At 41.8% G+C, this 14,114-nt stretch carries 14 protein-coding genes; 12 read left to right on the forward strand and 2 right to left on the reverse strand.

The features are described 5' to 3' along the window. Positions 1-33 precede the first annotated feature (33 nt). The 11 genes from JJQ94_RS12870 to JJQ94_RS12920 all read left to right on the forward strand — a co-directional run bounded on the left by JJQ94_RS12870 (position 34) and on the right by JJQ94_RS12920 (position 9,965). Complete coding sequence (locus tag JJQ94_RS12870) at positions 34-264, forward strand: acyl carrier protein (RefSeq protein WP_017219259.1); 231 nt, start codon at positions 34-36, stop codon at positions 262-264. Next, positions 261-1,478 (forward strand): beta-ketoacyl-[acyl-carrier-protein] synthase family protein, encoded by a 1,218-nt coding sequence (locus JJQ94_RS12875; protein ID WP_099030976.1) that lies wholly within the window; start codon positions 261-263, stop codon positions 1,476-1,478. The genes JJQ94_RS12870 and JJQ94_RS12875 overlap by 4 nt, the downstream gene beginning before the upstream one ends. 13 nt (positions 1,479-1,491) lie before the next feature. Further along, positions 1,492-3,303 carry an acyl-CoA dehydrogenase family protein gene (locus JJQ94_RS12880; protein ID WP_099030975.1) on the forward strand — a complete coding sequence of 604 codons (1,812 nt, stop codon included), beginning with the start codon at positions 1,492-1,494 and terminating at the stop codon, positions 3,301-3,303. Then, on the forward strand, positions 3,296-3,721 hold the full coding sequence (locus tag JJQ94_RS12885) for an acyl-CoA thioesterase (RefSeq protein ID WP_099030974.1): 426 nt from the start codon (positions 3,296-3,298) through the stop codon (positions 3,719-3,721). Before JJQ94_RS12880 ends, JJQ94_RS12885 begins: the two co-directional genes overlap by 8 nt. After that, positions 3,718-4,605, forward strand: coding sequence for a fumarylacetoacetate hydrolase family protein (locus tag JJQ94_RS12890; RefSeq protein ID WP_099030973.1), 888 nt, complete (start codon positions 3,718-3,720; stop codon positions 4,603-4,605). Before JJQ94_RS12885 ends, JJQ94_RS12890 begins: the two co-directional genes overlap by 4 nt. After that, positions 4,586-5,611, forward strand: coding sequence for a branched-chain amino acid aminotransferase (locus tag JJQ94_RS12895; RefSeq protein WP_099030972.1), 1,026 nt, complete (start codon positions 4,586-4,588; stop codon positions 5,609-5,611). Before JJQ94_RS12890 ends, JJQ94_RS12895 begins: the two co-directional genes overlap by 20 nt. Before the next feature lie 25 nt (positions 5,612-5,636). Continuing rightward, the gene (gene fabG, locus JJQ94_RS12900) at positions 5,637-6,374 is read left to right on the forward strand and encodes a 3-oxoacyl-ACP reductase FabG (protein ID WP_099030971.1); all 738 of its coding nucleotides are present in this window, start codon (positions 5,637-5,639) and stop codon (positions 6,372-6,374) included. A gap of 9 nt (positions 6,375-6,383) precedes the next feature. Beyond that, a complete protein-coding gene (locus JJQ94_RS12905) occupies positions 6,384-7,796 on the forward strand; it encodes an FAD-binding oxidoreductase (RefSeq protein WP_236596604.1) in 1,413 nt (470 codons plus the stop codon). 2 nt (positions 7,797-7,798) lie between these two features. Beyond that, on the forward strand, positions 7,799-8,275 hold the full coding sequence (locus tag JJQ94_RS12910; protein WP_099030969.1) for a MaoC family dehydratase: 477 nt from the start codon (positions 7,799-7,801) through the stop codon (positions 8,273-8,275). A gap of 52 nt (positions 8,276-8,327) precedes the next feature. Next, on the forward strand, positions 8,328-9,251 hold the full coding sequence (locus JJQ94_RS12915; protein WP_039495567.1) for a DMT family transporter: 924 nt from the start codon (positions 8,328-8,330) through the stop codon (positions 9,249-9,251). A gap of 279 nt (positions 9,252-9,530) precedes the next feature. Further along, positions 9,531-9,965 carry a hypothetical protein gene (locus JJQ94_RS12920; protein ID WP_141557619.1) on the forward strand — a complete coding sequence of 145 codons (435 nt, stop codon included), beginning with the start codon at positions 9,531-9,533 and terminating at the stop codon, positions 9,963-9,965. Between the two features lie 13 nt (positions 9,966-9,978). On the opposite strand, the gene JJQ94_RS12925 is transcribed toward JJQ94_RS12920, so the two are convergent. After that, positions 9,979-11,159, reverse strand: a protein-coding gene (locus JJQ94_RS12925) for an IS3 family transposase (protein WP_201435417.1) whose coding sequence is annotated in 2 segments (ribosomal slippage) — positions 9,979-10,901 and positions 10,901-11,159 — 1,182 coding nt in all. Because the reading frame shifts where the segments join, the coding sequence is not laid out codon by codon here. Between the two features lie 309 nt (positions 11,160-11,468). Here JJQ94_RS12925 and JJQ94_RS24190 point away from each other — a divergent pair. After that, positions 11,469-13,208: an alpha/beta hydrolase family protein gene (locus JJQ94_RS24190; RefSeq protein WP_236596605.1), complete on the forward strand. Its 1,740-nt coding sequence runs from the start codon at positions 11,469-11,471 to the stop codon at positions 13,206-13,208. Between the two features lie 328 nt (positions 13,209-13,536). Here the strand turns inward: JJQ94_RS24190 and JJQ94_RS12935 are convergent, their stop codons facing one another. Further along, on the reverse strand, positions 13,537-14,088 hold the full coding sequence (locus JJQ94_RS12935) for a DUF4136 domain-containing protein (protein ID WP_010371911.1): 552 nt from the start codon (positions 14,086-14,088) through the stop codon (positions 13,537-13,539). Positions 14,089-14,114: the final 26 nt, after the last annotated feature.

The following is a 14,114-nucleotide window of genomic DNA, read 5'->3' on the forward strand; positions in this document are numbered from 1 at the left end:
ATTTTTCATCAACAAAAAACAAGCGAGGCAATTATGTTTTCACTAAACGAACTTAAAACGATCATTGAAACTAGATTCAAAATGGATGTATCTAAAACTTCCGGAGATACTTCTCTCGAAGATATCGGTTTTGATTCTCTTTCTCAGCTGGATCTTGCTCAGGCGATCCATAAACAACACGGCATTAAAATTAGCGATGATGATATGGAGTCAATCTCAACGCTAGATGATGTTGTTAACTATGTCAGCGGGAAACTGTCATGAGCAATCAACCTGTGGTGATTACCGGTATGGGGATGATCACCCCTGCAGGTAACTCTGTTTCAGAAAACTGGGACAATATCATCAAAGGCGAAACCAAAGCGGCTTTAGACCCAAGTCTCGAAGATTGTCCGGTTAAATTAAGTTGCAGAGTCAACAATATCGATGAACTGGATATGGAAGTAGCCAAACCTTGGTTTTGGGACGACTATGCAAAGTTCGCCCAACTTGCCACTCTTGAAGCTCTGAGAGCGGCGGGATTGGATCACAAAAATTGGGAAGATCCGACACGCGTAGCTGTTTTAATCGGCTCTGGCGCCGGCGGTACACAGACATTGGAGGCGCAACATCGCGCTATGTTAGAAGGTGATTATGAAGATTTATCTCCTCTGACATTGCCAATGGGGTTATTAAATATGGCTGCCGGGCAAGTTGCTATTGAGGTAAATGCGCTCGGACCGTGCTTTTCTCCCTGCAGTGCCTGCGCGTCAGGTGCTATGGCAATTGGGCTAGCTAAATATCTAATTAACAACGACATTGCCGATGTGGTCATTGCGGGAGGAGCGGAAGCTGCCATTACTCCTTTCTATGTCTCGTCGTTTGCAAAAATGCGGACGTTGAGTTTAAACCCCGATCCTGCTACGGCTTCGCGCCCGTTTGACAAAGAGCGAAACGGGTTTGTTATTGGAGAGGGAGCCGGTGTTCTAATCTTAGAATCTCAGGCACATGCGAGCAAAAGAAATGCCCCTGTAGCTGGTCATTTATTAGGATATGGCTTTTCGGCCGATGCTCATCACGTAACAACGCCTCACCCTGAAGGCGAAGGCGCATTTTTGGCGATGCAAACGGCACTAAAAGATGGGCAATGTCACCCTTCAGATGTTGGTTACGTTAATGCGCACGGGACATCAACTAAAGGCAATGATGTTATTGAAAGTGAAGCGATAAAAAGGCTATTTGGCTCACAAGTACCAGTTAGCTCAACAAAAGGAGTCACAGGTCACTTACTAGGCGCAGGTGGTGCTATTGAGGCTATTTATTGTCTCAAAGGGCTTCAAAGCGGCGTTATCCCCGCCAGTGCGAACTTGAAAGAGTTGGACCCAAATATCAATGTAAATGTAATTGCAGGTAACTCCATTGAGCAACAGTATCGCATAGCGCTATCAAATTCATTTGGTTTCGGAGGCCAAAACGCGGCGCTGTTGTTATCAAATTAATAAGGAAAATTATATGGAACTACAGACAAAAAAGGACTTGCAAGGCTTTATCTACAACCGAGCTTATGACTTGGATCATAAAGATCTGCAGGTTTTATTACGAGACAATATTTTCAAATACCAAAGTGGTCTTAATATGGCCGAGTTGGGTAAGCTATCTTATAAAAGAAGTGAATTTATACACTCTAAGATTGAATCTCCTCTAGAGGTACTGGCAAATCCCTCTAGGCTATTTGCCCTTGCTGAGTGGGCAGGTTTGCTTGATGTATCTTGTTTCTCAATCATCATGGTTCACTATAATCTAACTATGGGTACATTCTATGACCATGCATTACATAACCAAGCGACCGCTGCAGAATTAGAAGAATTAGATAACCTGAAATCTTTCGGGCCTTATATGGCCACTGAACTAGGGTATGGAAATAATGTTGCCGCATTAAAAACGGAAGCAATCTATGACCATGATGAAAAGTGCTTCTTTCTGAATACACCTGACTGCCTGGCACAAAAATACATGTCATACAGCGGCTTTTCAGACATACCTAAAATAGCCGTTGTAATGGCAAGACTAAAAATTAAAGAGAAAGACCACGGTGTGTTTCCCTTTGTTGTTCGTCTTTGCGACGAAAACGGGTTACGTGACGGTATTCAGGCGATACCTTGCCCAGAAAAACCAGTGCAAGGTCTGGACAATGGCCTCACTTCGTTCCACAACCTGAGAGTCGAGCGAGACCACGCTTTGTTGGGCGAGATCGCAGCTATCTCAGAAGACGGAGAATTTGTAGCCAATATTAAGAATGTACGAGCAAGATTTTTAAAATCTATGTCGCGCATCATGCCCGGTCGCCTTTGTGTTTCAAGTGCTGCGCTTGGAGCAGGCAAAGCGAGCTGTTACATTGCCTTGAAATTTGCTCAATATCGTTTATCTAATGCGCCAGGTGCTAGCGATACTGCAATTATACATTTCCGACCATTCCAGCGAGCGTTGTTTGTTAACTTGAGTAAAGTGTATGCCATGTCTGCATTAACAAACGATGGCAAGACTAAATTCCTCGATGGTGATGGCAAAGTAGATAACGACTTAACAACTCAAATTAATATCACTAAAGCCATTGTAACCTGGGAAATGGCTGATGTTGTCTCAAACTGCCGAGAACGAGTTGGCGCTCAGGGGATATTCTCTATAAATAAAATCACTGAATATATTTCCTTGCTGCAAGGCTTAGTAACGGCTGAAGGTGATAACCAAGTCCTAATTGCCACTGCGGCTGGGCAACTTGTCAATCAGTCTCCTGCGGCGCTTACCCATACAGGTGATGAGCGCCTGAGTGAACTGTCTGTAGAGAATATCATTACACTGTTAAACGCGAGAGAAAGCCACTTACATAAGAGCATCTCAGAGAATAAGATAAACTCAGCAGGTAGTTTCTTTGATGAGTGGAATGACAACGCAAATGATTCTATTAAGTTAGCCCGTCTGAGAGGCCATCGATTAGCGTTGCAAGCTCAGGCGAAATGGCAATGTGAGTCTTCTGTAGCCCAATCACATTTGGAAACTTTAGGTCGCTTGTTTGGGTTATCACTTCTAAAAGAAGATTCAGCCTGGTATTGCAGTTGTGATCTGGTAGAGCGTGATCTGATTCATGGCCTGGACAGGGAAATCGACAGGCTTTGCCTGCTCCTAGAGCCTCATATCAACACACTCATTGACGCGTTTGGCTATGACGAAGCACTTTTTGATGCACCCATTTGCTTTCCTGATTATGGCGAACAGTTTACGGCTAGATCCGAGCGCATGAATAGCGAAGGAAAGCGTTATGAATAAGCACTTATATAAATGCCCCGTGAGATGGTCTGATATGGATGTCTATGGGGTAGTAAATAATGTATCAATCATGCGTTTGCTCGAAGAGGCCAGAGTTGATTTTATTTGGGGGATTTCAAAAAAAAATGGCGATGCATTTTTCGATCAAGGCTCGGTAGTTGTGTCTCATTCTGTTAGATATCATGCTCCATTGGTTCACAAGCATGAGCCCGTGAACATTACAATGTGGGTAAGTGACATATCCGCAGCGACAGTAACCATTGCATATACCGTGCATGATGGCGATCGGCTTTGCACTTCAGCTGAAACAACTATGGCACCTTATTGCTATAAAAAGTCACGGCCCCGGTCTTTAAGTGCAGCAGAAAGTGCATTTTTCGAGACCTACCTCCATCAGGATAGTGGTGTTACTTCATGAAGTTAGCAACTATTTTAAGCAAGGGTAGTCGCTACCCTTGCTTAGTTGACTGCAATGGTGATTTAAGAGATGTGTCGAGCATTATCGGTTCTTGGTATGATACGGCGCTGTCACTTAGCGCACTCAACACCTTAATTTCCGATGTTAACTTAACCTTATTACCTAAGTTTAATGACCAGGAAGTTCAGTTTCTAGCGCCAATACAGCCAAAACAGATCATTTCTATAGGACTAAATTATAGAAAGCATGCTCAGGTAGCGGGCCTTCCTTTACCAAAGGAACCCATTATTTCTTGCAAATCAATTGGCTCTGTATGTGGACCGACAGATCCAGTGTTAATCCCTACGCACGCCAACCACGTCGACTGGGAAGTTGAACTCGGCGTTGTCATCGGCGAAACCTGCCAATTATTGGAGTCAGAGCAACAAGCATACAACTCGATATTAGGGTACTGTGTCGCCAATGACTTCTCAGATAGACAATGGCTACTTGAACGTGAAGGTGAATGGGTAAAAGGCAAATCTTTTCAAAGTTTTTGTCCTCTAGGACCATATGTTGTGACTGCTGATTCCTTCTCTTACCCTCTGGACCTAACGCTAACTTGTTACGTTAATGGGGTCTTGAGACAAAATGGAAGTACGACAGACATGGTCTTTACACCTGCCTTTTTAGTGCATTATGTCAGCCAGTTTATGACCTTGTACCCAGGTGATGTAATACTGACTGGAAGCCCGGATGGTATATCCCTTGGAAATGACAATATACCCTACCTCAAGCCCGGAGACCGCGTTACAACACACATCAGTCAGCTAGGTTATCAAGAGCAACTTTGTCAACGTTACCCACAAAGTGAGGACATTCTAAATGAAGAATACACCATCTGACTTTGGTCTGACGATGACGCCCCATATGGTCACGATAGATTGGCATGAAGCTAACGGCTGGGGCGATATTCATCTTCATAAATATCATGACTTGTCTCTGGCGCCACATTCTCAGTGCTTTCATTATGCTCAAGGTGTATTTGAAGGGTTAAAAGCATTTAGGCAAGCAAACAACGATGCGGCATTGTTTAGAGCTTATGATCATGCTCGTCGTTTTCAATCTTCATGTGAGCGCTTAGCCATCCCTGTGTTAGGTGAAGATGTGTTTGTTGATGCGTTGCTTACGCTGCTTAAAGCAGATCTTCAATACCTTCCTGATATTAGGGAGGGTACGCTCTATTTCAGACCCTTCATAATCGCAACTGAGCCATCATTAGGCTTCTATGGTCGAGCTAAAAGCTTCAAGTTTATTGTTATCGCGTGTCCCATGAGCAACTATTTTAGCTCAACCAAAGCCATTAACATTATGGTTGAGTCCAATTACAGTCGTTCAGCTAAAGGTGGAACTGGTGCCGTTAAAGCGATTGGTAATTATGCCGGAACCATCCTCTCTCAGCAGCAGGCCAAAGAACAGAACTATCACCAGGTTCTGTGGTTAGATGCTAACCACAACAAGTATATAGAGGAGTTAAGCTCCTCAAATATTTTCTTTGTTTATAAAGACAAAGTTATAACACCTCGCCTAAGTGGCTCGATTCTGCCGGGGATCACCAGAGATACCACCATCAGTCTTATACAGCAAAATAACTTTACCGTTGAAGAATCAAGCATTGAGCTGCAACAACTTATTAATGATTGGTATAACGGCGATCTGTTAGAGGTCTTTGTCACAGGTACCACCGCGGGTATCACCTCAGTTAAAAAAATTGATTATTTACAGCACAGCCTTAATTTTGAACAGTATTTGACCGCGCAAACACTCGCTCAGAAGTTATCAGATATTCAAATATCAAACACACCAAATAATCAATCATGGCTAACCAATCTGAATTGTCATAAAAAATAAAACAATTAATTTCAAGGAATTAGATATGCATAACAACATTGAAAAAAAAGCGGCTTTCGTATCGGGAGGCGCCAGAGGTATAGGACGAGAAATCGTTCGTCACCTTGTCGCACATGATTATAATGTCACATTCACCTATCGAAATAACCGAGAAGCCGCAGAGTCACTAATTCAGGAATGTGATGGTTCTGTGCTCGGTGTACTTAGTAATGCAGCAGATAAAGATAGCATTTGTCTGGCAATTGAGAAGCACATTACGCAATTTGGAAGATTAGATTATTTGATAAACAATGCGGGTATAAACAGAGATAAGGCTTTTAAATCCCTATCTTACGAAGACTGGCAACAAGTTATAGATACTAATCTATCAGGTACCTTTTTACACTGCCAACAGGCAATCAAATATCTTATAGAAACACAAGGAAGCATTATTAACATTGCGTCTGTATCTGGCTTAATAGGCGTAGCAGGCCAGGCAAATTATGCCGCTAGTAAAGCTGGCATATTGGGTCTCACTCGTTCACTTGCCAAAGAGTATGCAAGCAGAGGTGTTAATGTTAATGCTCTAGCCCCTGGTTTTATCGTAACGGATATGACAGATAAACTGCACGAGCGAGTAAAGGAGCAAGTACTGGACTCGATCCCGATGAAGCGATTTGGCAGTGCAAAAGATATTGCAGAAATTGTCACTTTCTTAGGCTCAAACTCTTGTAACTATATGACAGGGCAAGTTATTCCTGTTGATGGTGGACTTTCAGTTTAAAAAGGAAAGATGATGGTAAGTCAAAATGCATTAACGGTATTTGAAGCACTAAAAAATCTTGGTGTCGACTGTTCTATGGATGAGGATCAATGCGTCAAGCATGGACAAGATCAGTCACCTATTTCTACCGTGATTTCTCCTGATATAGTCGTGTACCCGAAGCATACTCAGCATGTGATGGATATTGTATCTATTGCTAATCAAATGAAAATGCCGATTGTGCCTTTCGGAGCTGGTACCTCTGTTGAGGGTCACGTGCTGCCAATTCATGGGGGGATTGCCATGAATATGACACACATGAACCAAATTCTCGAAATTTCTCCTGAGTCTCTTACAGCAAAAGTGCAACCAGGCGTTACCAGAAAGCAGCTTGATCAGGCACTTGCTGCATATAATTTATGTTTTCCAATTGGTCCAGGAGTGAATGCGACGCTAGGTGGGATGTGCTCAACCGGTGCCAGTGGTACCAATGCTGTTAAGTATGGAACTATGAAAGAAAACGTGCTCGGGCTTGAAGTTGTTACAAGCGAAGGAAAGCTTGCTAAAACAGGCACCAAAGCGAGAAAAACAAGTGCAGGTTATGACTTGACTAGATTGATGATCGGCAGTGAGGGAACGTTGGGTGTATTCACCGAAATTACTTTGAAGCTTTACCCGGTACCAGAGCAAATATCTGTGGCCATTTGTTCTTTTGAAAGTATCTCTGACGCAGTCAACTCCGTTATTAGTATAATTCAGAATAGTATTCCTATTGCTCGAGTAGAGCTGATGGATGGGCATACTGTTTCTTTAGTGAATGATTATAGCCAACTTGAACTATCTGAAATTCCAAAATTAATCTTGGAGTTTCATGGATCGTCGCAGTATATCAGTGAACAAGTTGAGAGAGTAAATTCAATCGTATCTCAGTTTGGTGGTTCCGAGTTTAATTGGGCAACAGAAAAAGAAGAAAGAAACAAACTATGGCAGGCAAGACACGATACCTATTATGCCGCTATCGCCTCAAAAGAGAACGCTCGTTCAATTAGCACTGATACATGTGTTCCAATAGATAAATTGGCTGATTGCTTACTTGAATCGATTAATGAGGTTAACGACTCAGGTCTCCCTTATTTCCTTGTGGGGCATGTTGGAGATGGTAACTTTCATTTCGGATACTTGATTGACCCAGATATTGAAGCAGAGAGGCAAACAGCTGAAGCATTAAATTCCAGACTCATCGAACGTGCGATTAAGTTTGAAGGGACTTGTACAGGTGAGCATGGTGTTGGAATGAGAAAAATACACTATCTGGAACAGGAATTGGGGGCCGAGTCCATTAACCTTATGCAAAAAATTAAACAAGCGCTAGACCCTAATAATATCCTCAACCCGGGAAAAGTGGTGCTGCTGAGTTCAGTACAGGAAGACATAGAAGGTTAAGTATGCACACATTAGTAAGTACACCATTTGATGAACTACACCTAGGTAAAAAGGTCACTTTATATAAAAAAGTTACTGAATCTGATGTCGAACTGTTTGCACAAGTATCTGGCGATTGTAACCCGCTTCATCTTGATGAAGTGTTCGCTCAGCAAAGCGTTTTTAAAACTAGAGTTGCGCATGGCATGCTAAGTGGCGCGTTGATAAGTGCCGCGCTGGCGATGGCAATGCCCGGACCTGGGAGTATTTATCTTGGTCAGGACCTAGCATTTTTGGGCGCGGTAAAGATTGATGAAGTTATACGTATAGAGCTTACAGTGCGAGAGAAAATAGGGATCAACAAAGTTCGTATCGAAACTAACATTTTCAATAGTGACAACAAGAAAGTGGTTGCAGGAAATGCTCAGTCTTATGTCAGTTCAGATCAACACTCTATTGAAGTGAAAGCCTTTCCATTTTCTTATATTGGTATAGTCTAATAGAAATGTCTTAACCGCAGGTTCAATAACACTGAAAAAGGAGTGAGTTAGAATGCAAAAACAGGAAGGTTTTAGAGGAAACCTCGAAATGATTGCTTCAATGACCATTGCAGGGACCATAGGCTGGTTCGTTGTGATGTCAGAACAATCACCGGAAACGGCAGTTTTCTGGCGTTGTTTATTTGGGGCCACTTTCATGCTTTTAGTTTGTTTGTATAAGGGCATTTTTAAACAAGTTAAACTCAATAAGCCGTCACTCATATTACTAACAGTTGGCGGTGTAGCTTTATCACTCAACTGGCTGTTTTTATTCAAATCCTTTTCGCTATCATCCATTGCAATTGCTACGATTACTTATCATATTGAACCGTTTATACTTGTCTTGCTTGGCGCTATCTTTTTTAAAGAGCATATTTCTACGGACAAAGTGTTGTGGCTAATATGTGCCTTCTTGGGAACCATATTTATTATTGTGGGAAAACAAGAAGGAGGGGCGGCGCTCACTGATAAAGACACTTACTTACAAGGCGTATTTTATGCGGTAATAGCCGCGTCCTTCTATGCAATTGCGGCTATCACGGCCAAAAAGCTGAAGCATATCCCACCTCATATTATTGTGGCATTTCAACTTTTTATTGGTATTTTTGTGCTTCTTCCATTTACTCCTTTGGGAGATATTTCTGCCATTTCGGCTGTATCTTGGTCTTTTTTAGTTACGATAGGGATTATTCATACCGGGCTGATGTGTTTACTATTATATAGTGCCATTCAGAAAATACCGACCGCTTTGGTGGGAGCGTTGTCTTTCATCTATCCGGTCGTTGCGGTTATCGTTGACTGGGCGGCATTCGATACACGCTTGACGTTACTGCAATTCGCTGGTGCCAGTGCAATTTTGATAGGGGCGGCTGGTGTCAATCTCAATTGGCGGATCACAAAGAAAAAGTTAAAAGAAAATCGGAATGAGCTCGTTTAGCTCAAAATAACCTGTATTAAACCAGGCAGTCGGCTTTTCAAGGCACACTGTCTGGTCTGTACTCATTCATTTTAAGCACCTCCATAAAAATACCAGATACAACTCACAGAGCATTTTCTGATTTGTAAGCGTGCAGCGAACCACACCTAGAGGCTAACGTGCCATGTTAGTAAACTGTCGATTTCACACTGTGGCTGAGCCAATGCGTTTAAGCAATGCATCACATAGTCGAATGGTGGTTCGCTGCACGCTTACCTCCTTTCAGCACCACTTATGGTGATGAAGTTAAACAACCAGTTCTTTCGGCCTATGATGAGCGGTCGTGGTCATTTCGGCTTTTCCCTGTTGCGAAACGGCACACAGGAAAACCCGGTTAAGTTAGGTGGTGATATAAATCAAGGAGGCTGGATAGCACATCCTTATAATGCGCCAGATGAATCCTACTTGATGTGGGACATGGTACGAGAAGATGGCAAAGGTGGTGCGGATATTTATATTGGCTTTAAGCGACAAGTTGGCGCTTGGTCAAAGTCTATCAATATGGACGATAAAATGAATACCGATCCCCACGAAAGTTCACCTTGGGTGACGTACGATGACAAATACTTGTTTTTTACGCGAGGCAATAGGGAAGTAAAAGCAGGCGGTGAATGCAATTGGGTTGGTAAATGGTATTGGGTCGATGCGAAAGCTATCGCTGACCTAAAACCTTAAGTGTATGTAGTGGTCAACTAATTTTGGCCACAGTTTTAGAATCTTGGTATCTAACCTCAGATTCATTTGGCGCTAAACCAGCATTATAATGATGAGGCCTAACGTTGTTATAATATCCGTTGATATAATCACTCACACCATATTTAGCATCTTTAAAGTTTTCGTATCCAACCTTTGGCATCCACTCCGTTTTAAAGCTTCTAAAAAATCGCTCCATTGGCGCATTATCCCAACAATTTCCGCGCCTGCTCATACTTTGTGTAATTTTATAGCGCCATAAACGTTGGCGGTACTTCAAGCTTGTATAATGGCTTCCTTGGTCTGAGTGAAACATCAATCCACTTGGTTTACCTCTGCTTTCATACGCGAGTTCAAGCGCTTTTAGCGTTAAGTTAGTATCTGGCGACAACGACATTGCCCAACCAACGACTTTACGTGCAAATAAATCAACAACGACCGCTAAATAGGCCCAGCGATTGCCTGTCCAAATATACGTCACATCACCGCACCACACCGTATTCGGCTCAACAACATCAAACTGCCTATCTAGCAAATTTGGGATTTCAAGATGCTCATTACCACCCCTTTTATATTGATGTTGTGGTACTTGGCAGCTCTCTAGTTTTAGTTTAACCATTAGCTTAGCGGCGCGATAACGGCTTAATTCAAAATCGTTATTCGTTGCGATTGCTGCGATTGTCCGTGCCCCAGCTGAACCGCCGCTCATTGCATGTATGGCTTTAACTTCAGCTTCTAGCCTTATTTGCTCTGGTGTTGGCGTTGTATCCCGTATGGCCCAATATTTATAGCTGCTGCGATGCACATTGAATACGCTACACAACACGCTAATTGGGTAACGCTCTCGTTGATTTAATTTCTCAATTAACGAGAATTGTTCAGGGAGTCTGACATCAAGAGAGCGGTAGCCTTTTTTAATATATCCTTTTCTAATTCAATACGTTGGATTTGCTTTTTAAGTTCGCGGATTTCAATTTGTTCGGGTGTCATTGGTGAAGCTAATGGGGACTGGCCATTCCGTTCTTGCTTTAATTGAGTTACCCACTTACTTACAGTTGATTTACCAACCCCCATAGCTTTGGCTGCATCTTCTTGCGTGTAGCCTTGATCAACTACAAGCTGAGCTGTTTCTAATTTGATTGCAGCAGAATACGTTGCGCGTTTTAATTTCGTCATTTTTTCACCCAAATTTGTATGCAAATAGCATAACATTTCTTTCTTAATGGGTGGCCAAATTAACTATGCCACTACAGTAACAACCTTAAGTGTAGTATTGCGTTACTCGGCTAGTTGCTAGTCATAAGAGCAGAATTAATGTTTTACTTTAAGTGCAACCTTCAGGCTTTCATTCAACAACTGATTTAAACCTTTATTGAGTTACTTGCGTCTCAAGGAGCATAATTATAAAAAATTGTATTTTTTAATAGCAAGATCGATTTGCTATACAATACCACGTGCTAAATTTTGACATTAGGGACAATTTTGATGCTTACTCGTTTTTCGTACTTTTGTACCATTCTATCCATAGTTACCACCTCATTTTCGACATTAGCTTCAGATGTTTTAGATTGTGTTATTGAGAGATATAGTCAGCCAAATAGCCCGTTTACGGGTTTACCTAATCCTGCCGAACAGGGCGAACATAAATACACAGTAATGAACTATGGCGAACGACCATTTTTATTTGCTATATCAAAACCTGATGTAATTGCTCCAAATGTGAGCTTACCTAGCTTTCTTTCCGACTATTCTCGTAACCAAGGATATGAGGACAATGCTTACCACAAATTTAAAAGTAGTAATTTACCTTTGGAGGCTAAAGTTTGGCTTCCGTTGGGAGCCCAACCACTACCGTTAGTATTATTAGTCCATGGAAATTCTGCTCCAGGGTTTGATTATCTAGGTGAATTACTCGCCAGCCGAGGTCACTTTGTTGTGCAAGTAAATCAAACTTATTTGAATGATTTATTGGGAGAAAATGGTGCCCGTGGTTGGATACTGCTTGAACATATTAAGCTGCTGCAAAAATGGAATGCTGAGCAAGGTCACGCTTTTTATAACAAAATAGATTTAGAGAATATCGCTTTAATAGGGATGTCTAGAGGAGGGGAGGCTGTTGCTTTAGCTGCATCATTTAATCAATGGAAGACCTTACCAAATAGTAGTGAATCAACAGAGTTTGGTTTTAACATTAAATCCATTGTCGCATTAGCCCCAATGGACGGGCAATATCAACATACTGATGGTAGAAACATCCTGAAAAATGTTAACTATTTAGTGTTACAAGGAGGTCATGATGCGGATGTTTATCAGTTTCTTGGTAGCCAACAATGGCATCGAACTCACTTCGATGATGATAAAAACTACTTAAAGCAGTCCATTTATATTTATCGTGCTAACCACATAAACTTTAATCAAGATATGTCTGATGATTTCCATTGGGGAAGCAGCAAAGATTTTTATTCTAAGCTATTAACACCCAAACAACAGGAGAATTTAACTAAAGTGTATGTTTCTGCTTTTTTGGAAGCTACATTGGCGAACGCAAAAGAGTATCGAAAAATTTTTAGACAACCTGTGGCTGGTGAGTTTGGTCTTCCTGACGATATTTATGTCAGTCGCCATATGGCATCTGATTTCAAAGTTATAGAAGATTTTGAAAATGTAGCTAAAAAGGAAAGTACCGTTAAAGTCCTATCCGATAAAACGTTAACAGAAGTGCCAATCAATATAGACTCAGAGCGCCTAAGAAACGGAACTAAAACTTCTAATAATGTATTAAAGGTTCAACTTAAGAAACAAGTTGAAACACGGTTGAGCATTAAGCTTTCAGAAGCTGAGTTGTTACATCAAAATCGCAAAGGAAAATCCTACCTAAGTTTCTCACTGGCTCGAGCTGATTCAGGAGAAAGCGAAGGATGTGGATCATACAATTTGTTATCTGATACTAGGGTAGAGCTACTTGATAAGTCTGGTGCAGTATTTAAAAAAAGTATGGGCGCATCTGGCAGTGTCTCCCCTTTATTAATTTCTGACTTCTCTGAATTGGAAAAAGGTGATATGAAATATGCGCCGACAGAGCCAGTATTGCAAACCTTTACGCTCCCTATTGAATTGAATAAGCCAATCAGTGCCGAAAGCGAATTAGAGCTTGTCTTGATTTTTGCACCGAAGCGAGATGTATCTATCATCGTGGATGATATTGGGATAACTAGTTCTATATAGCTCATCAGCTTTCTTTTAAAGAAGCTAGTCATTAACGCATTAGGAAAGTTAGTTTGCCTTAAGGTGAGGCATAAAATCGTTCTTAACGGCGGCTATTGGCACTGGGTCGACATGCGGTTCTAAATTGTATCTGTCCAAATACGAGTTGGGTGAGCGTCCGTTATCGCAATTGGATTTAAGATATGAAGTTGCTGTTGAACGGCCGAGTTTGGTACTTATATTTGATTAAGCCCTAACAATCAAACCTGACAGATAAAGTTAAGACTTATTCACCATAAGAATAAAGGTGAGGAATTCGGATCAAGACAAGGCTTGATCCGGTTTTCTCTTAGTGTTGTGGCTGTGGTGGGAAGTTGGCCAGCAATTCCGAAATGGTTTTGTTAATTGACGCTGTTCTTTGATCTGGTGATTGGTTGCTACGTAAGCGACCTTCTTTTGCACCGCGCCAAACTAGCTGGTTAGACGCTTTGTCTATCATATCGAGTACTAGCGTGCCCACTTCATATTCACGTGTTGTGGTCTGTGTTTGCCAGCCAATACCCCAGTAATTCCAACGCGCACCATAAGTGGTGTGAAGCGAGTCAGATTCAATTTTTGTATCAACTGATGCGTGATAGTTAACCAGTAAGTCGGCCGATTGCGGATCGGTGAGGGTGAAACCTTGTTTGCTCATTTCGTTTTGAATTGCACTGCGGATCCGCTTTTCCATTAAGTCATTGACTTGGTATTCACGACCATTATTTTTTAGGTCCGCTTCGGGTGACCAAGCATAGGTTTTGTAGTTAGCGAATTGTACAGACTTATCATAATCCCAATCAGGGGTTTTGGCGCAAGCCGCTAACATCAGCACCAAAGTGGCGATAACAATATTCTTAAACATGTGTCTTTACTCCTTAGTCGGATGTT

The sequence above is a fragment of the Pseudoalteromonas sp. GCY genome (assembly GCF_016695175.1).
GTDB lineage: Bacteria > Pseudomonadota > Gammaproteobacteria > Enterobacterales > Alteromonadaceae > Pseudoalteromonas.